This window comes from Streptomyces triculaminicus (genome assembly GCF_017349075.1).
GTDB lineage: Bacteria > Actinomycetota > Actinomycetes > Streptomycetales > Streptomycetaceae > Streptomyces > Streptomyces triculaminicus.
The window spans coordinates 2036396-2059123 of record NZ_JAFMOF010000001.1 but is presented as its reverse complement, the minus strand read 5'-3'; the positions used below and the strand labels follow the sequence as shown (position 1 = coordinate 2059123).

Genomic DNA, 22728 nt, shown 5'->3' with positions numbered 1-22728 from the left:
GAAGCGATCGGCCCCCGGGAGTCCCCCGGGCCCCCGGGAACCGGGCCCGAGCCTGTCTCCCGGCGGGGAACGGCCGGATGATCATCACCGAACGGCCGGTGACGGCGCGGTGAACAGCGCGGCCCGGATCCCGCCGCGTCACGGAACCTGGCGGGAACGTATGATCGATGGCTGTGCAGGGTTCAGAGAAGTCTTCCCGTCGCGGCCGCCGCTCGACCACCATGGACGGTATGCCGCTCAATGACATGCCGTGGTGGCGCTGGCGTACGAACGTGCGCTCGGCGCTGCACATGCTCTCGGACCCGGTCTTCCAGCAGGAGTGCTGGCTCGCGGGACGCGCGGGGTACGGAGATGTGACCGACGCCGTCTACCGGCTCGTCGAGGACTCCTGGCTGGACAACTGGTCGGCCGAGAAGTACGTCGGCACGGTGTTCCGGGACTCCGGCGAGGCCGCGCTGGTCGACGTCGCCGTGCTGCGGGTGCTGCGGATCATGCATCAGGTGGGCGCGGACGCGCCGGTCTCGGCGTACCTGGAGCACCACGGCTGGGCGGAGGCGGTACGGGCGGCCCGCGAGGCGCACGTCCGGCTGGCGGCGAACGACGGCGACGACGCGGACGCGGCACCGCGCTCGCTGGACGACCTGTCGCGGCTGACCCGGATCTGACCCGCCTGGGGGTCATCCGGGGGCCGCGGATATGCGACGCTATTGGGCTATGGCCACCGAACAGCAAGCCCAGTACGTCCTCACCCTCTCCTGCCCGGACAAGCAGGGCATCGTGCACGCGGTGTCCAGCTATCTCTTCATGACCGGCTGCAACATCGAGGACAGCCGGCAGTTCGGCGACCGTGACACCGGCCTGTTCTTCATGCGCGTGCACTTCAGCGCGGAGGACCCGGTGACGCTGGAGAAGCTGCGCGCCAGCTTCGCGGCGATCGGCGACTCCTTCGGCATGGACTGGCAGATCCACCGGGCCGAGGAGAAGATGCGGATCGTGCTGATGGTGTCCAAGTTCGGGCACTGCCTCAACGACCTGCTCTTCCGTTCCCGGATCGGGGCGCTGCCGGTGGAGATCGCGGCGGTCGTCTCCAACCACACCGACTTCGCCGAGCTCGTCGGCTCGTACGGCGTCCCCTTCCACCACATTCCGGTGACGAAGGAGAACAAGCCGGAGTCCGAGGCGAGGCTTCTGGAGCTGGTGCAGGCCGAGAACGTCGAGCTCGTGGTGCTGGCCCGCTATATGCAGGTCCTCTCCGACGACCTCTGCAAGGCGCTCTCCGGCCGGATCATCAACATCCACCACTCTTTCCTGCCCAGCTTCAAGGGTGCGAAGCCGTACCACCAGGCGCACGCGCGCGGTGTGAAGCTGATCGGTGCGACCGCGCACTACGTCACCGCCGACCTCGACGAGGGCCCGATCATCGAGCAGGAGGTCGAGCGCGTCGGTCACGAGGTGACGCCCGAGCAGCTCGTGGCCATCGGCCGCGACGTGGAGTGCCAGGCGCTGGCGCGCGCGGTGAAGTGGCACAGCGAGCACCGCGTCCTGCTGAACGGCGCGCGCACGGTCGTCTTCGCGTAGTCGTCGTCTTCGTCTTCGCGTAGCGAACGCGCGCCCCGGGCCCTCGGGCCGCTACGGCCCGGGCGCCGCGCCCGGGGGCGGTGTCGTACCGCCGCGCGGCGACACGGACGCCCGCCGCCTCAGCGGGACGTCACATCCGCGACAGCGACGCCATCGCGTACAGGACGTCGCACACGGCCTGCGCGTCGCCGAGGGAGCCCGCTGCCGCCTCTTCCGGCGAAACGCGGCCCGAGGCCAGCCGGCAGAACTCGACGCCGTCCAGGGCCACATGGGCCACCTCTCCCTCGCGTGTGCCGACCGCCCCGGGGGAGTCGAGCGGGATGTACCAATGGCCGCCGCCGCGGCCCTCGACCTCGAGGTGCAGCGCGCGGCCGGGCGCGCCGGCCGCGACGAGCGTACGGGGCGGCGGGGCCAGGCCCGCGCGGCGGCGGCCGGCGATGGCGAGGGGCAGCATCCGGGCCGCGAGGTCGATCATGTGGTGCAGGTCCGGCGAGGCGGGCGGCTGGTACGGATAGTCGATTGCCTCCGCGACGTCCTCGGCGTGCACCCAGCACTCGAAGGCCCGCTCCAGGAAGGCGTCCCGCAGCGGCAGGCAGAAGGGCCCGTACTCGACGGGCGTGCCGGCCACCCGGTCGCTGGCGAAGGACGCGGTGCGTATCAGCGCCCGGCCCTGGTGGCGCCAGGTGGAGTGGACCTCGCCGGACGTGGTGCGGCCGGACGCGTCCGCGGCCCAGCGGGCCGCCGTGCGCTCCTCGGGGGTGCCGGGGCTCTGGGGGTCGGCCAGGCCCAGCGCGCCCGCCACGATGCCGTCCACCGCCGCCAGATGGCTGATGACGGCGGCCACCGTGACCTCGCGCCCGACGGACCGCCGGCCCTTGAACCACGCGAGCCGCACCGGCGCCCGCCATTCCGCCTCGCCGATGTCGTGCAGCAGCGCGTCGAGCCGGGCGGTCTCCGCCTCGTAGGGCCCGGCCCAGCCGGGGACCGGGATCCGGGCGGGGCGCCGGCCGAGGGCGCCGGCCAGCACCCGGGAGCGCAGCGTGGGGTCGAGGTCGAGGCCGTCCTCGGGATGCAGCAGGGCGACCGCGTCGCGCAGCCGGACGGCCTCCTCCGCGCAGGGGGCGCAGTCGGTGAGGTGCTCCTCGACGGCGGCGGTCTCCTCGGGGGAACAGGCGGCCAGCGCCCAGGCGCCGAGCAGCGACTTGAGCACGGGATGGGACCGCTCGGGCGCCTGCCGCGCCGGTGCTCCCGGCGTGGCCGGGGGCAGGCGCGGCGCGTCGTCGGAGCCCGAGCCGGGTGAGGTGCTCATCGCACCGCCGCCCGGCCGCCCGGCGGCGAGACCGCGCGGGGCCCGTCGTGGGCGGTGGACAGCAGCTGCAAGCCCAGCCGGAGTCTGCGCCTGGCCTCGTCGTCCGTGACGCCGAGCCGGGCGGCGGCCTGGCGGTAGTCCAGGCGCCGGAAGTAGGCGAGGTCCAGGGCCGCCCGCAGGGGCGCGGGCATGGAGGTGACGATGTAGTCGGCGCGGGCCGCGGCGGACGCGGCGCGGACCTTCTCCTCGACCTCCGTGGCCGGCCGCTCCCCGTCGTCCTGCGCCCGCCGCAGCCGGCTGACGGCGTGCCGGTGCGCGAGCCCGGCGATCCAGGAGCGGAGGGAGCCCTGGCGGGGGTCGTACTCGTCGGCGTGCTCCCAGGCGTGGGCGAAGACGTCGCGGGTGACGCGGTCGGCGCCGCCCTCGTCGCCCAGGACGCGGTGGGCGACGCCGTGCACGAGGGAGGCGAAGCGGTCGTAGAGCTCGCCGAGCGCGGCGGCCTCGCCGTGGGCGAGTCGCTGTTGCATCCTGCGGTCCCACCGCGGCGGTGCGTCGTTCGTCATGCCCGGCCCCCTCCGTACGTACTGCTGTACGCCCCTACCGCCGAATGTATCGGCCGGGTCCGACAGCGCACGAGCGTTTGGGGCGAACCCCGGTAAGCCCGTCGACGGCCTTTGCGGCGCATGGTATGGGAACCGTCACGCTGGGTCGATGCCGATGATCGGAGCCGATCGTACGTGCCCGAATGTGCCGATGTGTTATGCGGGTGTGACCGGATCTAGGAGGATTCGGCGTTCGAGCTGGGCATAGGCTCACCATGGGTCGGCTTGTACCGCGTCTGGGACCACGGTGTTTCATACGGCGCCCCACGGGGGAAGCGCCAGGCAGCCACACCGCGGAAGGGTCCATTCCATAGGAACGACAGACCGAGTGAAGGGGCTCGAGCGCGTGACGTTGAAGGTGTTGGAGCGCGAGCGGGGGGACTGGGCCGTGCTCCAGGTATCCGGTGAGATGGATCTGGTGACCTCACCCGCCGTCCGGCAGCATGTGCACGATGCCGTCGCGGACGGCCGGAGGAGTCTGGTGCTCGACCTCGGGGAAGTGCGGTTCTGCGACTCCAGCGGGGTGGGGGTGCTGATCGCCGCCCGCCGCCTGATGCGCTCCTGCCAGGGCCGGCTGCGGCTCATCCTGCCCGCCCAGGGCGCGGTCGAGGGCTCGCACGTCAACAGGGTGCTCGCGGCGCTGGGAGTGCGCCGGCTCTTCGAGGTCTACCCGGACATCGCCAGCGCGACCACGGATTCCGCGGACCCGCTCTCGGCCTGACCCGCGCCCGGCTCTCCCCGGCCCGGCGCCCCGGGCCGCTACTCGCGGGGCAGGCGCGCCCGTACGACGAACCCGCCCTCCGGCGTGGCATGCGCCTCCAGCGTGCCGCCCAGGCTCTGCGCCCGCTCGCGCAGCCCCACCAGACCGTGGCCGCCGCCCGGCAGTTCCGGCGCCGGAACTGCCGCATCCGGCGGGCCGTTGCGGATCTCCACCACCAGCCCGGCGCCGGCCTCCTCGACGACCCGCACCGTCACCTTCGCCCCCGGCGCGTGCTTGCGCACATTGGTCAGCGCCTCCTGCACCGTACGGAAGGCCGCGCGCTCCACCGCCTCCGACCGCTCCGTCCCCGGGTCGGTGGCGTCCTCGAAGGCGACGTCCAGCGCGCTCAGCTCGATCAGCCGGGGCAGGTCGGCCAGGCGCGGCTGCGGGGTGAGTTCCTCGGTGTCGGCGCCGGCCGCGCGCAGGATGCCGACCATGTGGCGCAGTTCGTCCAGGGTGCGCACCGACAGCTCGCGGATGGTCCGGGCCCCGGCGCGGGCCTGGGTGTCCTCGGTGCTGATCTGCACCGCCCCTGCCTGCAGGCTGATCAGGCTGACCTGGTGGGCGACGACGTCGTGCATCTCGCGGGCCAGCCGGGCGCGTTCGGTGGCGAGGACGCGGTCGGCGAGCAGTCGGTCCTCGCGGGCGCGGCTGCGGGTCAGCTCCTCGAGGCGGTCGGCGAGCTCGCGCCGGGTGCGGGTGAGCAGGCCGAGGGCGATGGGGGTGGCCGCCACGACGAAGGCGTCGACGAGGTTGACGGCCATCTGGCGCCGGTCGTTGTGTGCCAGGTCCGAGACGGGGTACGGCACGAACTGCGCGGCCGCCATCAGCACCCCCGTCGCCCCCAGCAGCCACCGGGCGGGCCGCCGGACGGCCACCGTGTACAGGGCGATCATGGGTGCGAGCCAGATGTAGGTCAGGTACATCCCCGGCAGGGTGGCCAGGAAGACGGTGGCGGGGAATCTTCGCCGCCACAGCAGCGCCACCGCCGCCAGCAGCGACAGCCACAGGTCCTTCCCGGGGGTGACGCCGTTGACCAGCAGCGCGTCCGTGGCCGCGAACAGCGCGGGCAGCGCGACGGCCGCCCAGGAGGGCAGCCAGGAGGGCAGGGTGGCGTGCCGGACGTTCACCGGCCGCTCCTCTCGCCCCGCGGCGCCCGCTGCGAGGCGACCAGGCCCGCGCGGTCGGCGACGATCGCCGCCTGCACGCGGTTGATGCCGCCCAGCTTGCCGAGCACGGCCCGGACGTGGTCCTTGACGGTGCTGGGCGCGAGCCCCATGCGTTCGGCGATCTGCGGATTGGCCAGGCCCGCGCCGACCAGCGACAGCACCTCGCGCTCGCGCGGGGTCAGCGCCTGGATCGCCGCGGCGGCCGTGGTCTCGGCCTCGGCGGCCAGATAGCCGCCGATGACCGCGCGGGTCACGCCGGGGTCGAGGACGCTGCCGCCGGCGGCGAGGGTGCGCACGGCCCGTACGAGCTGCTCCGGGTCGGTGTCCTTGAGCAGGAAGCCGGCGGCGCCCCCGCGCAGCGCGGCGGCGAGGTACTCGTCGGCGTCGAAGGTGGTGAGCATGGCCACGGCGGGCGGCTGCGCCAGGGCGCGCAGGCCCCGCAGGACGGTCAGGCCGTCGACGTCGGGCATCCGGATGTCGAGGAGCACGACGTCGGGAGCGCACCGCCGGACGGTGTTCACGGCCTCGCCGCCGCCGCAGTCCGCGACCACGTCGATGTCCGGGGCCGTGCCCAGGATCATCCGCAGCCCGGACCGGACGAGCTGTTCGTCGTCCACCACCGCAACACGGATCACCGATCGCTACCTCTTCTTCCCTGTTCCGCCCGGGGCCGCGACCGGCCCCTGGCCCCTCCAGCCTGCCGCACCGGCGGAGAAAAGCGGAGTTGAGTACTCCACCCCTGGGCAGGCCGACCCCCGCCGACCGGCGGGGGTCGGCCTGGACTCACGGTGGATTCCATTCGGGTGATCCGACCGGCAGAGTGCTGTCCATGCTGCACCATGCGGGGGCCGGCCCCCGGATTCCGGCCCGAGCGCGGCGCGCCCGCGCGCTCGTGGCGGCCGGCGTCTGCACCGCCGCCCTCGCGACCGGATGCGGCACCCCGTCGCAGGCCGCCGCGCCCCCCACACGCGGCGGCCTGTCCGTCTCCTACCAGGCTCCCCGCGGCGGCGACGCCGACGAGCGGTCCTTCCTGCGCACGCGCGGGCTGGCCGAGAAGGTCGTGGAGGACCTCGGCAAGGCCGTGCGGCTGCCCGCCCGGGTGGAGATCGTCGGACGCTCCTGCGCGAAGGACGAGACGCCCGAGTACGACCCGGAGAGCGGGCGGATCGCGCTCTGCTACGGCTTCATCCGCGAGGTCCGCTCGATGTTCGAGGCCGACGGCGACGCCGACCCGCAGGGGCGGACGGCCGGCGTCGTCACCGAGACGCTCTACCACGAGGCGGCCCACGCCCTCATCGACAAGCTGAACCTGCCGTTCACCGGCCGCGAGGAGGACGTGGCCGACCAGTTCGCCGCGTACCGCCTGCTGCGGCAGGGCGCCGGCGGCCGCGCCGCGCTGCTGGCCGCCGCAGACAACTACGACCAGTACGCGCGCGAGAGCGACCCGGCGGACTCGGACCCCTCCGACGAGCACGCCCCCGACGCCGTCCGCAGCGCCAACTACCGCTGCTACCTCTACGGCTCCACGCCCCGGCAGGACCGGGCGAAGGAGCGCCGTCGGCTCGTCGACGGCAAGCGGCTCACCAAGGAGCGGGCCGAGCTGTGCGAGGAGGAGCACCGGAGCCTGCGGCGCGGCTGGGAACAGCTCCTCGCGCCCTACAAAGCCGACCGCTGACCGGCCCCCGTGAGGGGAGGGCCGGTCAGCGGTCCCATCCGCTGCGCGCCTCGGACACGCCCTACGGCCGCGGCCAGGGCGGCGGCGCCGTCGGCGCCGGGCCCAGCGTCGTGGTGCCGGGCGCGGCCCGGTGGCCCAGCCCCGTGCGGTAGGCGTCCAGGGCCGCCTCCGTGCGCCCCGTGCGCCGCAGCAGGTCGCCCAGCAGGCGGCACAGGTCGGCGAGGTCGCCGGCGGCTCCCGTGCGCTCCAGCAGGGACAGGGCGGCGCAGTAGTGCTCCTCGGCGGCCTCGGTGTCCGCGCGCTCCTCGGCGATGAGCCCCAGCAGGCGGTGCGCGCCGCCCGCGTGGACCGCGCCGCGCTCGGCGCCCAGCGCGGTGGGGGACAGCAGCGGGCGCAGCAGCTCCTCCGCCTCGGCGGCCTTGCCCCGGCGCCGCAGCACGTCCGCCAGCTCCACCTCGACCTGCACGGTGAACAGGGCGGCGCGCTTGGACGCCAGCATGTCGCGGGCGGTGCGCAGTTCGTTCTCGGCCTTGCGCAGGTTGCCGTCCTGGGCGTGGACGTAGCCGCGCATCCAGTGGCAGTGGGCCAGTTCGGTCCGTATGTGCAGCTGCTGGTAGAGCTCCTGGGCCTTGGCCAGGGAGGCGTCGGCGTCGGCGATGCGGCCCTCGGCGATCAGCGTGCGGGCGACGCCCCGGTGCATCCCGGCGACGAGGGCGGGGTTGTCCACCTGGGGTGCCAGGGCGAGCGCCAGCTCCGCGGCGTGCGCGGCACGCGCGTGTGCTCCCATGTCCATGTAGGGGGCGATGGAGGCGGTGTAGAGCAGGAGCAGGGCGTCGGGGTCGTGCATGCCGGAGGCGTTCAGCTCGTCGACGGCCGTCTCCAGCAGGTAGCAGGCGTAGCGCAGTTCGCCGGCCAGGAGGTGGGCGGTGGCCCGCCCGCGCAGGGCCGGGACGCGGCGCGGCAGCGGCTGGCCGGCTAGCAGGGCCTCGGCCTCGGCGAAGAGGTCGCGGGCGTCGGTGAGGTCGCCGGTCTCCAGGGCGCAGTCGCCGAGCCCGAGGAGGGCGGTGAACCGCTCGCCCACGAGCTCCAGGGCCGCCGCCTCGTCGCGCAGGGCGCGGAAGAGCGCGGCGGCGTCCTCGGCGTCGCCGGTGGCCAGGGTGCGCCGGGCGTCGGTCAGCCGCAGCCGCAGCTCGGTGGCCAGGTGCGGGGGGCGGCCGGTGGCGAGCTCCTCCACGGTGATGCCCAGGCGCCCCGCGAGATGCCGCAGGGCGGTCTCGGAGGGCCGGACCCGGCCGGCCTCCAGGGTGGAGACGTAGGCGGCCGTGTAGGCGGGCTCCGCCAGTTGCTTCTGGGTCAGTCCCTTTTCGGTACGCAGCCGCAGGACGCGGCGGCCGATGTCGGAGGGCTCGTCCGCCCGTATGCCGTGGGTGCTGTTCTCGGCCACTTCCGCCCCTCGGTACATTGCGCCGTGATTCAAGCCGTTGGGTAAATCTGCTTACGTGAGGATGTAACCGTGTCATCCGTGCCGAAGTTGCCCGGGGTCACCCGGGTGGGGGACGAGACCGTCGCCTTCCGACAGCCTGGCCTCGTCCTGACCGACCGCTTCTTCGACGTCCCGCTCGACCACGCCGACCCCGGGGGCGAGCGCATCCGCCTCTACGGCCGCGAGGTCGTCGCCGCCGGCCGCGCGCACGAGGACCTGCCCTGGCTGGTCTATCTGCAGGGCGGCCCCGGCTTCCCCGCCGGGCGGCCCGTGGGCCGCGAGAACTGGCTCGACCGCGCGCTGGAGGAGTACCGCGTGCTGCTCCTCGACCAGCGCGGCACCGGCCGCTCCACGCCCGCCACCCGGCAGACGCTGCCGCTGCGCGGCACCCCGGAGCGCCAGGCCGACTACCTCACCCGCTTCCGCGCCGACTCCATCGTCCGCGACTGCGAGTACATCCGCCCCCGCCTCACCGGCGGCCGGCCCTGGACCGTCCTCGGGCAGAGCTTCGGCGGCTTCTGCGCGGTCACCTACCTCTCGCTCGCGCCGGAGGGGCTGGAGCGGGTGCTGATCACCGGCGGCCTGCCCTCCCTGGACGCCGACGCGGACGCCGTCTACCGCGCCGCCTACCCGCGCATGGAGCGCAAGTGCCTCGCGCACTACGCCCGTTACCCCGGGGACGAGGAGGCGGCCCGGCGTATCGCCGAGCACCTCGCCGAACGGGAGGAGACCCTGCCGGACGGCTCCCTGCTGACCGTCGAGGCCTTCCAGCAGCTGGGCATCCTGCTGGGCACGGGGGACGGCTCGCACCGGCTGCACTACCTCCTGGAGGACGCGTTCGTGCCCACGCCCGGCGGGCCGCGCCTGTCCGACGCGTTCGGCGAGCAGGCCGCGGCGGTGCTCTCGCGCGCCGCCAGCCCTCTGTACACCATCCTCCATGAGGCCATTTATGCCCAGGACGGCCGGGCGACGCACTGGTCGGCGGAGCGGATACGGTCGGAATTCCCGCAGTTCGAACGTCACTTCGAGCCCGGTGGCCGCTTCCTCTTCACCGGCGAGACCGTCCACCCCTGGATGCTGCGCACCCAGCCGGCCCTGCGCCCGCTGCGCCGCACCGCCGAGATCCTCGCCGAACGCACCGACTGGGCGCCGCTGTACGACGCCGGGCGCCTGGCCCGCACCACCGTGCCCGTCGCGGCCGCCGTCTACCACGACGACCTGTACGTCGACACCGCGCACTCGCTGCGCACGGCGGGCTCCGTGGCGGGCCTGCGGACGTGGGTCACGGACGAGTACGAGCACGACGGCCTGCGCGCGGGCGGCCGCACGGTGCTGGACCGGCTGCTGCGGCTCGTGAACGACGAGGCGTAAGACACCACTTCGGCAACACCACACACCTCAGCCATTGTCATGAACCTCCCGAGCCTCTACGTTGAGCGGCACCTTAACGCGACTTAACTCGCCACTTGAGTGGCGGGTTTCGGTTTCGGGAGGAACCCCCCATGCACAGACGAATATCCGTCGCGGCAGGCGTGGCCGCCCTGGTCATGCTCGCCGCCGCCAACGGCGCCTCGGCGGCCGGTCCGACAGTCGGCCGGCCGCCGCAGCCCAAACCCACCCAACGGGTGGAGTACTTCCCCGACCCCGACGGCCACCCACGGCACACCACCGTCCCCGCCCCCAGCGGCCCGCCCCGCTCCCTGCGCCCCTGGACCAAGGGCGACGGCGAGGTGACGTCCATCGTCGACAACGGCCCGGTGGGCACCAAGCTCGACGTCGTCTTCATCGGCGACGGCTACACCGCCACCCAGCAGGACGCCTTCCACGCGGCCGTCCGCACCAAGTGGGCGAAGATGTCGGCGGTCGAGCCCTACGCCTCCTACCGCGGCCTCTTCAACGTCTGGGCCGTCGACGCCGTCTCGCACGACTCCGGCGTCTCGGGCGACCCGGTCCAGGGCGTCACCAAGGACACCGCGCTCCGCTCCGGCTTCTTCTGCGACGGCGTCGAGCGCCTGCTGTGCGTCGACACCGCCAGAGTCGAGTCGTACGCCGCCAAGGCGCCGGCCGCCGACCTGGTCGTGGTGCTGTCCAACTCCACCAAGTACGGCGGCGCCGGCTACAACGACGTCGTCTCCCAGGTGGGCTACGACGGCGTCGCCACCGCCTCCTCCGACCACGAGAAGTCCGACCAGGTCGCCGTCCACGAGACCGGCCACTCCCTGGGCAAGCTCGCCGACGAGTACCAGTACGACGAGTACGGCACCTACACCGGACCCGAGCCCGCCGACGTCAACACCAGCACGTTCGACTCCGGCCGTATGACCGGCGAGCGCGCGAAGTGGTACCGCTGGATCGGCCGGACCTCCCCCGACGGCGGCACCGTCGGCACGTACGAGGGCGGCGGCTACTACCCCCGGGGCCTCTACCGGCCCACCGAGGACTCGATCATGCGATCGCTGGGCCGCGAGTTCAACCTCCCCGGCCGCGAGGCGATGATCGCGGGCTTCTACCGGCACGCGAGCGTGCTCACCAAGGCGGCCGGCTCGGACGGCCCCACGGCCGGCCGCGGGCAGCGCGTCGCCGTCCGGCTCCCGGTGGCCACCACCGAGATCCGCTGGTACGTCGACGGCCGCGAGGCCCGCGCGGTCCGGGGCCGCACCTCGGTCGTCCCCCGCACGCTCGGCGTCCCCGCCGACGGCCGCCCGCACACCCTGACCGCGGGAGGGGCCGACCGTACGGACGCCGTCCTCGACCCGCAGCTGTCCAAGCGGCTGCAGGGCCAGGTGTCGTGGCAGGTCACGCGCTGACGGGGCGGAGCGCCCAGGCCGTCCCCGGGCGCGGTTCGCGGCCGGCCTAACGGACCAGCTCGCGCTCCAGCGGGGTGCGGAATCGCGGCGTGACGCGCGTTTCGCCGATCCACGAGGACAGCCGTCCGGCTTCCGCCGCGATCGCCGCCCCCGCCTCCCGTCCGGCGTCCTCCAGGAGCCGCCAGACGATCTCGCCGTTCGCCCGCTGGGCCCACCCGCCGACGACGCGGCCGTTCCACCACACCGTGGGCCCGACGTTGCCCGCTCGGTCGAAGAGGAAGGGGACGTGCTCCGGGTCCAGGTACCAGTCCCGCTCCCGCCACCCCATGGCCGTGGGGTCGAGTCCCGGAAGCAGCGCGGCCCAGTCCCCGGCGGGGGCGTCGTCCTCGAGGTCGCCGGGCAGCGCGAGGCCCGCGCCCGCCCCGAGCCGCACGTCCACCGCTCCCACGTCCGCCAGGGCCGTCCGCGTGTCCCGCAGCGTCCAGCCCGTCCACCACTTCAGGTCGGCCTCCGTGGCGGGCCCGTAGGCCGCCAGCCAGCGCCGCACGAGCTCCGCCCGAGCCTCGCGCACCGGCATCTCCGGCAGCGCCGGCGACGGCGCCCACGCGTAGAGGCTGCTGGTCCACGAGCCGCGCGGCCGGCCGCGCCGCACGTGCCCGTCCGAGGCCAGCATGCGCAGCACCCGGCTGCCGACGCTCTGCCGGGACTCGTAGGGCTTGCCGGGCGACATCAGGAGCGTCTCCTTGAGCGCGGGGACGTCCCGGCCCAGCTCGGCCGTCGTCGCCTCGCCGCGCGCGGCCAGCGCCTCGAGCGCCGCGCGTTCGGTGGCGGCCAGCCGGTGCTCGTCCCAGGGCGCGCCGCCCTCGGCGTTCTCGCGCAGGGACTTCAGCAGCGTCGCCCGTTCCCGCCGGGCGATCTCGCGGGCGGTGGAGGAGCCGACGCAGGGGGCGACCTCGGTGGTCACCGCGAAGAGCGTGCGCCGCATGGACAGCAGTTTCACCAGCGTGACGTGCTCGTACAGCGCCCGGTCCACCGCGCCGGGCGACGGCTCGGCCAGGCGGGCGCAGGCGGACAGGTAGACGGTCGCGGCGTCGGTGGCGTGCAGGGCGACCAGGGCGTCGGCCACGGCCTCGACGGAGGCGGCGCGGCGGGCGGGGGCCAGGAGGTGGCGGGTGCCGAGGCGGGCGCGGCGCTGCTCGTCGCCGATGCGGGGGCGGTGCTCATGGGGCGACCGTAGAGGGGGATCAGGTCGGGTGGTGTCCTACATCGGGACACGAAGAAGGGGAGCCGGATCGATCCGGCTCCCCTTCTCAGGATGTGCGCTCGGCAGGATTCGAACCTGCAACCTCTTGATCCGTAGTCAAGTGCTCTATCCGTTAAGCTACGAGCGCTCGGCCCCCGGTGGTTTTCGGCCATCCGGTCGGCGTTGCGGGAACAACTGTACATGAAATGTTCCGGTGCTCTTGCGCGTGCAGGGTGAAGCCGTCGGCACGACCACGGCTCGGCCCCGTGCCGTGGGGCAATATGTGCTCATGGGCACCTTCGCTGCACACGGCGGTCTCATCGCCGGGCGGTATCGGCTCGTCCGGAAGATCGGGCGCGGCGGGATGGGCACCGTATGGCGTGCCACCGACGAGCTGCTGGCCCGCGAGGTGGCGGTCAAAGAGCTGCATGTGGACGATCAGCAGTCCGCCGAGGCCGTCAGAGTCCAGTACGACCGCATGCTGCGCGAGGCCCGCGCGGTGGCGTTGATCAAGCATCCGAACGTGATCGTCATGCACGACATCGTCGAGCAGGACGGGCGGCCCTGGATCGTCATGGAGCTGATCGAGGGCCGGTCGCTGTCGGGCCTGCTCTCGGCCGAGGGCCCGGTCACCCCGCGCGAGGCCGCCCGGATCGGCGTGGCGATGCTGGGCGCGCTGGGCGCGGCGCACGCGCGCGGGGTGCTGCACCGGGACATCAAGCCGCCGAACGTCCTGATGGAGGCCGCGACGGGCCGGGTCGTGCTCACCGACTTCGGCATCGCCCGGGTGTCGGGGGCGACGACGATCACGGAGGCGGGCGCGTTCGTCGGCTCGCCGGAGTACACCGCGCCGGAACGGATGTCGGGCGGGCCCGCGGGGCCGCAGTCCGACCTGTGGTCGCTGGGGGTGCTGCTGTGCACGGCCCTCAGCGGGGAGTCGCCCTTCCACCGCGACTCCCTGGGCGGCATCCTGCACGCCGTCGTCTACGACGAGATCCGCCCGCCGGAGGCGGCCGGGCCGCTGCTGCCGGTCGTCCAGGGGCTCCTGGAACGCGACCCGGCCCACCGGATGAGCGCCGACGAGGCGGAGCGGCTGCTGCGGGCGTACCTGGACACCGGCCGCCTGCCCGCCGTCCCGGAGCGCCGCACCCCCACGCGTACGGACCTGCCGGCCGCCCCCGGCCCCCGGGGCCCGCCGGTGCCGCCCCGGCCGGCCTGCGGGCGCGTACGGCCCTGCTGGCGGCGGTCACGCTGGTGGCGCTGGCCGGCATGGGCGCGGGTCTCGCCGCGCTGCTGATCGACCGGGGCGCCGGTCCCGGCGCCGGGACCGACACCAAACCCGGCCGGTCCGTCGTCGCCGGGCCGCCGGAGCCGCCGAACGTGCCCGACGCGCCGGTCAGCGCGTCCGTCACCGCGCCCTCCGGCTATCACGCCGTCCAGGACCCGGCGGGCTTCGCGCTCGCCGTCCCCGACGGCTTCACCCGCTCCTTCGAGCCGCCCCGCGTCTTCTACTACTCGCCCGGAAAGGAGTTCCGCATCGGCGTGCTGATCCAGGACGTGCAGGAGGGCGGCCCGATCGGCGTGATGCGCAGCTCCGCGGCCCTCGCCCCGGACCGCTATCCCGGCTACCGCGACGGCAAGGTGGAGCGCACGGTGCACAAGGGACACCGGGCCGCCTCCTGGGAGTTCGGCTGGGACGGCTTCGACGAGGGCGCGACCAAGGCCCCCGCCGGAGCGCGGCACACCTACGACCTCGCGTGGGACGAGGGCGAGAAGATGTACGACCTGTGGGTGTCCTCCCCGGTGGACAGCGCGGCGGAGGGGCGCCGCCACTTCGACACCGCGCTGTCCACCTTTGTCAGGACGAGGCCGGTCTCGTCCCCCTGACCACCGGCTTTCGATGTGCGGCCGCGGTGGGGCGCTCGGTAATGATGGGGCCATGACGAACGACGGGGGATGGGCGAGCGGGCCCACCAGTTACGAACTCCAGCCGCCGGCACCCGCGGGCACCCCTCATGTCCCCACCCAGGCGAACACCGCCGCCCCCGAGCCCGGCACCGGCCGGGTCGTGGGCGGCCGTTACCGCCTCATATCCCGCCTCGGTCACGGCGGCATGGGCACGGTCTGGAAGGCCCGCGACGAGGTCGTCGACCGTGACGTCGCCGTCAAGGAGCCGCGCGTCCCGGACGGCGTGCCCGAGAGCATGCGGAAGAACGTCCACCTGCGCATGCAGCGCGAGGCGCGCGCCGCCGCCCGGATCGACCACCCTTCCGTCGTCACCGTCCACGACGTGGTCGTGGAGGACGGCCGCCCGTGGATCGTCATGGAGCTGGTGCGGGGGAACTCGCTCGCCGACCGGCTCGCCGAGGGCACCCTGGACCCGCGTGAGGCGGCCCGCGTCGGGCTGGCCGTGCTGGGCGCGCTGTCCGCCGCCCACGAGGCGGGGGTGCTGCACCGCGACGTGAAGCCCGACAACGTCCTGCTCGGGCGCAACGAGCGCGTCGTGCTCACCGACTTCGGCATCGCGCAGATCGAGGGCGAGCAGGGGCTGACGGAGACGGGCGCGTTCGTCGGCTCGCCCGAATACGTCGCTCCGGAGCGGGTGCTGGGCCAGCGGCCCGGCCCGGCGTCCGACCTGTGGTCGCTGGGCGTGGTGCTCTACGCGGCCGCCGAGGGCATGTCGCCCTTCCGCCGCTCCAACACGCAGGCCACGATGCAGGCCATCCTCTCGTCGGATCCCCAGGTTCCGGCGCGCGGCACGGGGGCGTTCTCCGAGATCGTCATGCAACTGCTGCGCAAGGACCCCGCCGCCCGCCCGACGGCCGCCGAGGTGCGGCAGGCGCTGGAGGCCGTGGCCCACCCGCAGGCCCCGCGGCCGGCGTTCACCGCCCCGGGCGCGCGGCCCGCCGGCAGCAAGTGGGTGCCGCCCGTGCTGCACGGCAACCGCAAGGCCCAGTGGGGGCTCGGGGGCGGCGTGGTGGCCGTGGCCGTCGCGGCGGCGCTGCTCGTCGTGAACCCCTTCGCGGTCGGGCCGGCCGTTCCGCTGCACTGGAAGGTGCGGGACGAGCCCGAGATCGTCAAGGCGTCGCTCGCGGTCCCCGAGGAGTTCACCAAGGAGGTGAACGCGGACGAGGGCTGGGTGGCGTTCCGCGACCCCAGCGGGGTGTTCAACATCGCCCTCACCCGTAGGACCGAGGAGCCCAAGAACAAGTACTCCTCCGAGCACGTGGAGATCGGCTCGGCGGAGGAGGAGGCCGGGAAGCTGGCCAAGTCCTACAAGGACGGCAAGGTGTCCGGGGTCAACGACCCCACGTCGAAGACGTCCGAGGCCGCCTCCTTCCAGGGCATGGAGGCGGCCGAGACCGTCACGGTCTATCGCAGGTCGGGAGACGACGAGAAGGACCCCAAGCGGGCCTACCGCGAGCGCGTCATCGTCAACAAGGCCGGGACCGCCTCCTGGACTCTGAGCCTCCGGATGCCCGCTGCCGGTCAGGGCCGCAAGGACGGCGACAAGCTCTTCGACGACGTCCTGAAATACCTCAAAATCCAGGAGCAGTGACCCATTTGATGTTACCGGCGGGTACCCAAAGCGTCCCACCCGTCATACGCTCACCCGCATGACGGACACGCAGGACACTGGAACAGTCGCCGATGGCAACCCCGTCGCCCCGACGGGTACCCGCACCGCCGCCGATGTCGTCACCCCCGAGCTCGTCGCCCGCCTCACGCGCGCGGTGGTCAGCTCCGGCGGCAGCACGGCCAACCACACGCCCTTCACCGGGCACAAGCTGGCCGATCTGCCGGAGTCGGGCCCCGAGGACGTCGCCACGGCCTTCGAGCGGGCACGGCGGGCGCAGCGGGCCTGGGCCGCGGAACCCGTACGGCGACGGGCGGCCGTCCTGCTGCGCTTCCACGACCTCGTACTCGCCCGTCAGCCGGAGATCCTGGACCTGATCCAGCTGGAGACCGGCAAGGCCCGGCTGCACGCCCACGAGGAGGTCCAGGCGGTCGCCGTCGTCGCCCGGCACTACGGTCTCGCGGCGGCGTCGTACCTGCGGCCGAAGGCCCACACGGGCGTCCTGCCGGTCCTCACCAAGGCCACCGAACTGCGCCTGCCCAAGGGCGTGGTCGGTCACATCGCACCCTGGAACTACCCCTTCGAGCTGTCGGCCGGCGACGCCCTGCCCGCCTTCGTCGCGGGCAACGCCATCGTCATGAAGCCCGACACCAAGACGGCCCTGACCGCCCTGTGGGCCCGTGAACTCCTCATCGAGGCCGGACTCCCCGAGGGCGTCTGGCAGATCGTGCTCGGCGAGGGCCCGGTCGTCGGCCCGGCGGTCGTCGCGCACGCCGACTACGTCTCCTTCACCGGCTCCACGCGCACCGGCCGTGAGGTCGCCCAGGCCGCGGCGGCCCGGCTCGTCGGCGCCACGCTCGAACTCGGCGGCAAGAACGCCATGCTGGTGCTGCGCGACGCCGACCTCGACAAGGCGGCGGCCGGCGCCGTCCGCGGCTGCTTCTCGTCCGCCGGCCAGCTGTGCATGGCCATTGAGCGGCTGTACGTGCACTCCTCCATAGCCGACGAGTTCCTGCGGCGCTTCGCCGACCGCACCAAGGCGCTGCGCCTGGGCACGGGTCTCGCCTACGGCGCCGACATGGGATCGCTGGTGTCCCAGCAGCAGCTGGACACCGTGACCCGGCACGTGGAGGAGGCCGTCGCCAAGGGCGCCACGGTCGTCGCCGGCGGCAGGCCCCGGCCGGACGTCGGCCCGCTCTTCTACGAGCCGACCATCCTGGACGGCGTCCAGCCGCCGATGGCGGTGTGCACGGAGGAGACCTTCGGCCCGGTCGTCTCCGTCTACCGCTTCGAGGACGAGGACGAGGCGGTGCGCCTGGCCAACTCCTCGCCGTACGGCCTCAACGCGAGCGTATGGACGCGGGACGGCCGGCGCGGCCGCGCGGTCGCCGCACGCGTGCGTGCCGGCACGGTCAACGTTAACGAGGCGTACGCGGCCGCCTACGGCAGCGTCGGAGCGCCGATGGGCGGCATGGGAGCCTCGGGCCTGGGACGCCGGCACGGCGCCGAGGGCATCCTGAAGTACACCGAGGCCCAGACGGTCGCCCAGCAGCGCATCATGCCGATGGGGCCGGCCTTCGGACTGGACGACGAGCAGTACGCGCGCGTGATCAGCGGCGGGATGCGGGTGCTGAAGGCCCTGCGGCTGCGCTGACCCACGGAGGGTGTGGCGCAGGTTGTGACGGAAGTTGTGATGGCACCGTACGGAGGTTGTCGTGGCACCGTTTGACTACGACGTCATCGTCGTCGGCTCCGGCTTCGGCGGTTCGGTCTCCGCCCTGCGGCTGACCGAGAAGGGCTACCGCGTGGGGGTGCTGGAGGCGGGCCGGCGCTTCACCCGCGAGACCCTGCCCAGGAACTCCTGGGACCTGCGCAACTACCTCTGGGCGCCCGCCCTCGGCCTCTACGGCATTCAGCGCATCCACCTGCTGGGCAACGTCATGGTCCTGGCCGGGGCGGGGGTGGGCGGCGGTTCGCTCAACTACGCCAACACCCTCTACGTGCCGCCGAAGGCGTTCTTCGACGACCCCCAGTGGGCCGGGATCACCGACTGGGAGCGGGAGCTGCGGCCGTACTACGACCAGGCGCGGCGCATGCTCGGCGTACGCCTCAACCCGACCATGACGCCGTCCGACGAGCACATGAAGGCGGCGGCCGGGCGGATGGGCGTGGGGGAGACCTTCCACCAGGCGCCGGTGGGCGTCTTCTTCGGCGACGGCCGGGACGCGGACGGCACGTCCCGCGCACGGCCGGGCCAGGAGGTGCCGGACCCGTACTTCGGCGGCGCGGGCCCGGACCGCACGGCCTGCCGCGAGTGCGGCGAGTGCATGACGGGCTGCCGGCACGGCGCGAAGAACACCCTCACCGAGAACTACCTCCACCTCGCCGAACGGGCCGGCGCCGCCGTGCACCCGATGACGACCGTCGTGGCCGTCACCGAGGACCCCGGCGGCGGCTATCGCGTGCTGACCGTGCCCACCGACCGGCGCGGCCGGGCCCGCAAGGCGCCGCCCCGGGTGCTCCGCGCCGAACGCGTGGTGCTCGCGGCCGGCACGTACGGCACGCAGACGCTGCTGCACACCATGCGGGACCGGGGCCTGCTGCCCCGGATCTCCGGCCGGCTCGGGGTGCTGACCCGTACGAACTCCGAGGCCCTGGTCGGCGCCGCGACCACGGGCCGCCGCTACCGCACCGCGCACGGGCGCGACCCGGACTTCACCCGGGGCGTCGCGATCACCTCGTCGTTCCACCCGGACGCCAACACGCATGTGGAGCCGGTGCGTTACGGCAAGGGCTCCAACGCCATGGGGCTGCTGTCGATCCTCCAGGTGCCGGCCGGCACGCGCGCACCGCGCGCGGTGGCCTTCGCCGCGCACTGCGCACGGCATCCGGTGCAGCTGCTGCGATCGCTGTCCAACCGCCGCTGGTCGGAGCGCACGATCATCGGGCTCGTCATGCAGTCCCTGGACAACTCGCTCACCACGTACCGGCGGCCCAGGGGGCCGGGCAAGGGCCTGCTCACCGCCCGGCAGGGGCACGGTGCGCCCAACCCGCGGCAGATCCCGCAGGCCGCCGAGGCGGCCGCACACGTGGCGAGCGAGATCAACGGCTTCCCCGGCAGCAACGTCGGCGAGCTGATCGGCACCCCGCTCACCGCCCACTTCATCGGCGGCTGCCCCATCGGCCCCGACGCGACGCGGGGCGTCATCGATCCGTACCACCGGCTCTACGGACATCCGGGCATCTCGGTCGTGGACGGTGCGGCGGTCTCCGCGAACCTGGGCGTGAACCCGTCCCTGACGATCACGGCCCAGGCCGAGCGGGCGATGTCGTTCTGGCCGAACAAGGGCGAGGCCGACCCGCGCCCCGCGCCGGGGAGCCCGTACCGCCGCCTGGCGGCGGTCGAGCCCCGCGAGCCCGCGGTGCCCAAGGACGCCTTCGCGGCGCTGCGGCTGCCGTTGCTGCCGGTGCCGGAGGTGCCGCCGAGGGGGCAGCGGCCCGAAGAGGCGTAGGAGGCGGCGCAGGAGACGTCGCGGTCACGGCGAAGGGCCCCGGGCCGGCTCCGCGGGGGCATGCGGGCGGCCTCGGGGCCCTTGACTGCCGGCACCGAGGTCAGGGCAGGGTCGGTGCCGCGGAGCGGCGCCGGGGGGAGCGCCGCGGGCTGGAGGGGTGAAACCTGGTGATTGAACTCTTGGTTGAACCGGGTGGTTGAACCAATGGCAATGCGGGACAAGGGATTTGGCGTGCCCCTGTGTTCCCTTTGCATCGTGCGGGATACCACGCTCCGGGCGCAACCGTTTCGACCGGATACGGTCGGTTCCAGGCGTCCCTGGAACCGACCGCCCCTTGGGGTGGCGGCCGGGCTGCTGTCCCCTGCTGACCGGTCGCCTCGCCGCCCGAGTGAGGTCCCACGACGCGCGTGCTCGCGCGTCTCGCACTCCGGCGGATCCGCCCTGTCGTGCCGGGCGCCCAGATGAACAGGGACGGAAGCCACGCGTGGATTTCGGTGGGCCGCTCCTGGCTGGTGCGGACACCGGAATCAACGAAGATGATCAGTTCGCGGTCACGCTCCGTACGGGTGACGACCGCCGAACTCGGGTGCGGCTGTTGATCAGACGCGCCCGCTGATCAGACGTGTCCGCGTGATCAGACGCGCCCGCGGCAGAGCTCCAGCAGGGTCATGGCGAGGGCGGTGCCGGGCTTGCCGAGCTGGTCCCGGTAGTGGCCGAGGATCTCCATCTCGCGCGAGAGGTTCACCCGGCGGCCGCCGGAGCCGATGCGCTCGCGCTGGATCACCGCCGATACGGCCATCCGCTCCTGCACGAGCCCGATGATGCGGCCGTCGAGATCGTCGATCCGCTCCCGGGCGTCGGTGATCACGCCGGCGGCCTCGGCCGTACGGGCGCCGGTGTCGGGGCTGACGGCGGCGGGCCGGGCGGTGGCGGGCTGGGTGGCGGCGGGCCGGGCGGTGGTGGTCTTGGCGCTCATGTGTGTTTCTCCAAAAAGGGGACGCGGCCCCAGGAGCGGCAGGACCCGGGAAACGACAGGCGCCCCGGGCCTTGTCGGCCCGGGGCGCCTGGGAAGTCGCTCGTCAGTTGCTAAGCAGCACAACCGCCTACGACACCCCAGCCGGCGGGCCGGGTGCCATAGGTAAAGACGAAGGTCAGCTGCTTGCGCATGGCGCACAGTATGGCCCCGGAGCGAGGCCGGGGCAAAGACGCATTCGGATGGTGAGACAAAAGCAAGCACCCGCGCCCCGGTAGAATCGACAAATACAGACCCCCAGCTCCGATCGCCGGAAGGCCGCTCCCGTGTCAGCAGCACCCCCCGCCGCCGCCCACGACAACACCGCGGAACCGGTGCTCGTTGTCGACTTCGGCGCGCAGTACGCCCAGCTCATCGCCCGTCGCGTCCGTGAGGCCCGGGTCTACAGCGAGGTCGTGCCCAGCACGATGCCCGTCGCCGAGATGCTCGCCAAGAAGCCGAAGGCGATCATCCTCTCCGGCGGCCCCTCCTCGGTCTACGAGGACGGCGCCCCGCGCCTGGACGACGCCCTCGGCCTCTTCGAGTCCGGTGTCCCCGTCTTCGGCATGTGCTACGGCTTCCAGCTGATGGCCACCACGCTCGGCGGCACGGTCGACAACACCGGAGCGCGCGAGTACGGCCGTACGCCCCTGCACGTCACCAAGTCCGCCTCGACGCTCTTCGAGGGCACCCCGGTCGAGCAGTCGGTGTGGATGTCGCACGGCGACGCCTGCTCGGCCGCTCCCGAGGGCTTCGCCGTCACCGCGTCCACCGACGTCGTGCCGGTCGCCGCCTTCGAGAACGACGAGAAGCGGCTCTACGGCGTCCAGTACCACCCCGAGGTCATGCACTCCACGCACGGCCAGCTGGTCCTGGAGCACTTCCTCTACCGCGGCGCGGGCATCGAGCCGACCTGGACCACGGGCAACGTGATCGAGGAGCAGGTCGAGGCCATCCGCGAGCAGGTCGGCACCAAGCGCGCCATCTGCGGCCTGTCCGGCGGCGTGGACTCCGCCGTCGCCGCCGCGCTCGTGCAGAAGGCCATCGGATCCCAGCTGACCTGCGTCTACGTCGACCACGGCCTGATGCGCAAGGGCGAGACCGAGCAGGTCGAGAAGGACTTCGTGGCCGCCACCGGCGTCCAGCTGAAGGTCGTCGACGCGCAGGAGCGCTTCCTCGCCGCGCTCGCCGGGGTCTCCGACCCCGAGGAGAAGCGGAAGATCATCGGCCGGGAGTTCATCCGGGTCTTCGAGCAGGCGCAGGCCGAGATCGTCGCCGAGGGCGCGGCCGACGGCGAGGACGTCGCGTTCCTCGTCCAGGGCACGCTCTACCCCGACATCGTCGAGTCCGGCGGCGGCACCGGCACGGCCAACATCAAGTCCCACCACAACGTGGGCGGCCTTCCCGAGGACCTGGAGTTCAAGCTCGTCGAGCCGCTCCGCCAGCTCTTCAAGGACGAGGTCCGCATGGTCGGCCAGGAGCTCGGCCTCCCGGACGAGATCGTCCAGCGCCAGCCCTTCCCCGGCCCCGGCCTCGGCATCCGCATCGTCGGCGAGGTCACCAAGGAGCGCCTGGACCTGCTCCGCGAGGCCGACGCCATCGCCCGCGAGGAGCTCACCGCGGCCGGCCTGGACCGCGAGATCTGGCAGTGCCCCGTCGTGCTCCTGGCCGACGTCCGCAGCGTCGGCGTCCAGGGCGACGGCCGCACCTACGGCCACCCGATCGTGCTGCGCCCGGTCTCGTCCGAGGACGCCATGACCGCCGACTGGACGCGCATGCCGTACGACGTCCTGGCCCGCATCTCGACCCGCATCACGAACGAGGTCGCCGACGTGAACCGCGTGGTGCTGGACGTGACCAGCAAGCCGCCGGGGACGATCGAGTGGGAGTAGTCCCACCGGTCCTGTCGTAGGGCCTCAGGTCAACGCCACCGCCGTCGCTCATTCGTTTGAGCGGCGGCGGTGGCGTTTGCGGTGGTGTTTTCGGAGGAGGAACCTGACC

Annotated in this window: 20 protein-coding genes and 1 tRNA gene; 13 read left to right on the top strand and 8 right to left on the bottom strand. The window is 73.3% G+C overall.

Going from position 1 to position 22728, the window contains the following annotated elements; translation table 11 throughout:
• The first annotated feature begins 167 nt into the window (after positions 1 to 167).
• Entirely contained in the window at positions 168 to 665 is a 498-nt protein-coding gene (locus J1792_RS09630) for an SCO4402 family protein (protein WP_086572942.1), read from the top strand.
• 49 nt (positions 666 to 714) lie between these two features.
• Positions 715 to 1578, top strand: a complete 864-nt coding sequence (gene purU, locus J1792_RS09625; RefSeq protein WP_242645495.1) for a formyltetrahydrofolate deformylase — start codon at positions 715 to 717, stop codon at positions 1576 to 1578.
• A 130-nt stretch (positions 1579 to 1708) separates the two neighbouring features.
• Here purU and J1792_RS09620 read toward each other — a convergent pair whose 3' ends face one another.
• Both J1792_RS09620 and J1792_RS09615 read right to left on the bottom strand, forming a co-directional pair.
• A complete protein-coding gene (locus J1792_RS09620; protein WP_207247015.1) occupies positions 1709 to 2887 on the bottom strand; it encodes a zf-HC2 domain-containing protein in 1179 nt (392 codons plus the stop codon).
• Positions 2884 to 3450, bottom strand: coding sequence for a sigma-70 family RNA polymerase sigma factor (locus J1792_RS09615; RefSeq protein WP_086572939.1), 567 nt, complete (start codon positions 3448 to 3450; stop codon positions 2884 to 2886). The genes J1792_RS09620 and J1792_RS09615 overlap by 4 nt, the downstream gene beginning before the upstream one ends.
• Positions 3451 to 3835: 385 nt before the next feature.
• On the opposite strand from J1792_RS09615, the gene J1792_RS09610 reads away from it, so the two are divergent.
• Positions 3836 to 4210 (top strand): STAS domain-containing protein, encoded by a 375-nt coding sequence (locus J1792_RS09610; protein ID WP_086572946.1) that lies wholly within the window; start codon positions 3836 to 3838, stop codon positions 4208 to 4210.
• A gap of 38 nt (positions 4211 to 4248) precedes the next feature.
• Here J1792_RS09610 and J1792_RS09605 read toward each other — a convergent pair whose 3' ends face one another.
• Positions 4249 to 5379, bottom strand: a complete 1131-nt coding sequence (locus J1792_RS09605) for a sensor histidine kinase (protein ID WP_086572937.1) — start codon at positions 5377 to 5379, stop codon at positions 4249 to 4251.
• A complete protein-coding gene (locus J1792_RS09600; RefSeq protein ID WP_086572936.1) occupies positions 5376 to 6053 on the bottom strand; it encodes a response regulator in 678 nt (225 codons plus the stop codon). The genes J1792_RS09605 and J1792_RS09600 overlap by 4 nt, the downstream gene beginning before the upstream one ends.
• A 194-nt stretch (positions 6054 to 6247) precedes the next feature.
• On the opposite strand from J1792_RS09600, the gene J1792_RS09595 reads away from it, so the two are divergent.
• The gene (locus J1792_RS09595) at positions 6248 to 7093 is read left to right on the top strand and encodes a DUF4344 domain-containing metallopeptidase (RefSeq protein ID WP_143587769.1); all 846 of its coding nucleotides are present in this window, start codon (positions 6248 to 6250) and stop codon (positions 7091 to 7093) included.
• A gap of 61 nt (positions 7094 to 7154) precedes the next feature.
• Here the strand turns inward: J1792_RS09595 and J1792_RS09590 are convergent, their stop codons facing one another.
• The gene (locus tag J1792_RS09590) at positions 7155 to 8537 is read right to left on the bottom strand and encodes a helix-turn-helix domain-containing protein (protein ID WP_242705375.1); all 1383 of its coding nucleotides are present in this window, start codon (positions 8535 to 8537) and stop codon (positions 7155 to 7157) included.
• 78 nt (positions 8538 to 8615) lie between these two features.
• On the opposite strand from J1792_RS09590, the gene J1792_RS09585 reads away from it, so the two are divergent.
• Both J1792_RS09585 and J1792_RS09580 read left to right on the top strand, forming a co-directional pair.
• Positions 8616 to 9947 (top strand): alpha/beta fold hydrolase, encoded by a 1332-nt coding sequence (locus J1792_RS09585; RefSeq protein ID WP_242705374.1) that lies wholly within the window; start codon positions 8616 to 8618, stop codon positions 9945 to 9947.
• A 131-nt stretch (positions 9948 to 10078) separates the two neighbouring features.
• The gene (locus tag J1792_RS09580) at positions 10079 to 11383 is read left to right on the top strand and encodes a M64 family metallopeptidase (protein WP_207247014.1); all 1305 of its coding nucleotides are present in this window, start codon (positions 10079 to 10081) and stop codon (positions 11381 to 11383) included.
• Positions 11384 to 11429: 46 nt separating this feature from the next.
• On the opposite strand, the gene J1792_RS09575 is transcribed toward J1792_RS09580, so the two are convergent.
• Complete coding sequence (locus tag J1792_RS09575; RefSeq protein WP_242645852.1) at positions 11430 to 12545, bottom strand: winged helix DNA-binding domain-containing protein; 1116 nt, start codon at positions 12543 to 12545, stop codon at positions 11430 to 11432.
• On the opposite strand from J1792_RS09575, the gene J1792_RS33950 reads away from it, so the two are divergent.
• Positions 12483 to 12620: a hypothetical protein gene (locus tag J1792_RS33950; protein WP_242645494.1), complete on the top strand. Its 138-nt coding sequence runs from the start codon at positions 12483 to 12485 to the stop codon at positions 12618 to 12620. The two genes, J1792_RS09575 and J1792_RS33950, sit on opposite strands and share 63 nt — an antisense overlap.
• A gap of 81 nt (positions 12621 to 12701) precedes the next feature.
• Here the strand turns inward: J1792_RS33950 and J1792_RS09570 are convergent.
• Positions 12702 to 12774, bottom strand: a tRNA-Arg gene (locus J1792_RS09570).
• A gap of 141 nt (positions 12775 to 12915) precedes the next feature.
• On the opposite strand from J1792_RS09570, the gene J1792_RS33945 reads away from it, so the two are divergent.
• From J1792_RS33945 to J1792_RS09550, 5 genes are all read left to right on the top strand, one after another.
• The gene (locus tag J1792_RS33945; RefSeq protein ID WP_242645493.1) at positions 12916 to 13923 is read left to right on the top strand and encodes a serine/threonine-protein kinase; all 1008 of its coding nucleotides are present in this window, start codon (positions 12916 to 12918) and stop codon (positions 13921 to 13923) included.
• Positions 13896 to 14513: a serine/threonine kinase C-terminal domain-containing protein gene (locus tag J1792_RS33940; protein WP_242645492.1), complete on the top strand. Its 618-nt coding sequence runs from the start codon at positions 13896 to 13898 to the stop codon at positions 14511 to 14513. Before J1792_RS33945 ends, J1792_RS33940 begins: the two co-directional genes overlap by 28 nt.
• A gap of 52 nt (positions 14514 to 14565) precedes the next feature.
• Positions 14566 to 16185, top strand: a complete 1620-nt coding sequence (locus J1792_RS09560) for a serine/threonine-protein kinase (RefSeq protein ID WP_207247013.1) — start codon at positions 14566 to 14568, stop codon at positions 16183 to 16185.
• A 58-nt stretch (positions 16186 to 16243) separates the two neighbouring features.
• Positions 16244 to 17857 carry a succinic semialdehyde dehydrogenase gene (locus J1792_RS09555; RefSeq protein ID WP_086572267.1) on the top strand — a complete coding sequence of 538 codons (1614 nt, stop codon included), beginning with the start codon at positions 16244 to 16246 and terminating at the stop codon, positions 17855 to 17857.
• A 61-nt stretch (positions 17858 to 17918) separates the two neighbouring features.
• Entirely contained in the window at positions 17919 to 19715 is a 1797-nt protein-coding gene (locus J1792_RS09550) for a GMC oxidoreductase (protein ID WP_207247012.1), read from the top strand.
• Between the two features lie 634 nt (positions 19716 to 20349).
• Here J1792_RS09550 and J1792_RS09545 read toward each other — a convergent pair.
• Positions 20350 to 20691, bottom strand: a complete 342-nt coding sequence (locus J1792_RS09545) for a chorismate mutase (RefSeq protein ID WP_207247011.1) — start codon at positions 20689 to 20691, stop codon at positions 20350 to 20352.
• A gap of 323 nt (positions 20692 to 21014) precedes the next feature.
• Between J1792_RS09545 and guaA the strand changes: the two genes are divergently transcribed.
• Positions 21015 to 22619: a glutamine-hydrolyzing GMP synthase gene (guaA, locus tag J1792_RS09540; protein WP_086572273.1), complete on the top strand. Its 1605-nt coding sequence runs from the start codon at positions 21015 to 21017 to the stop codon at positions 22617 to 22619.
• Positions 22620 to 22728: the final 109 nt, after the last annotated feature.

Bases quoted from the DNA above. Each gene is read 5' to 3' on its own strand.
- J1792_RS09630 (WP_086572942.1), top strand. From the start codon at position 168: ATGGCTGTGCAGGGTTCAGAGAAGTCTTCCCGTCGCGGCCGCCGCTCG.
- purU (WP_242645495.1), top strand. From the start codon at position 715: ATGGCCACCGAACAGCAAGCCCAGTACGTCCTCACCCTCTCCTGCCCG.
- J1792_RS09620 (WP_207247015.1), bottom strand. From the start codon at position 2,887: ATGAGCACCTCACCCGGCTCGGGCTCCGACGACGCGCCGCGCCTGCCC.
- J1792_RS09615 (WP_086572939.1), bottom strand. From the start codon at position 3,450: ATGACGAACGACGCACCGCCGCGGTGGGACCGCAGGATGCAACAGCGA.
- J1792_RS09595 (WP_143587769.1), top strand. From the start codon at position 6,248: ATGCTGCACCATGCGGGGGCCGGCCCCCGGATTCCGGCCCGAGCGCGG.
- J1792_RS09580 (WP_207247014.1), top strand. From the start codon at position 10,079: ATGCACAGACGAATATCCGTCGCGGCAGGCGTGGCCGCCCTGGTCATG.
- J1792_RS33945 (WP_242645493.1), top strand. From the start codon at position 12,916: ATGGGCACCTTCGCTGCACACGGCGGTCTCATCGCCGGGCGGTATCGG.
- J1792_RS33940 (WP_242645492.1), top strand. From the start codon at position 13,896: ATGGGCGCGGGTCTCGCCGCGCTGCTGATCGACCGGGGCGCCGGTCCC.
- J1792_RS09560 (WP_207247013.1), top strand. From the start codon at position 14,566: ATGACGAACGACGGGGGATGGGCGAGCGGGCCCACCAGTTACGAACTC.
- J1792_RS09555 (WP_086572267.1), top strand. From the start codon at position 16,244: ATGACGGACACGCAGGACACTGGAACAGTCGCCGATGGCAACCCCGTC.
- J1792_RS09545 (WP_207247011.1), bottom strand. From the start codon at position 20,691: ATGAGCGCCAAGACCACCACCGCCCGGCCCGCCGCCACCCAGCCCGCC.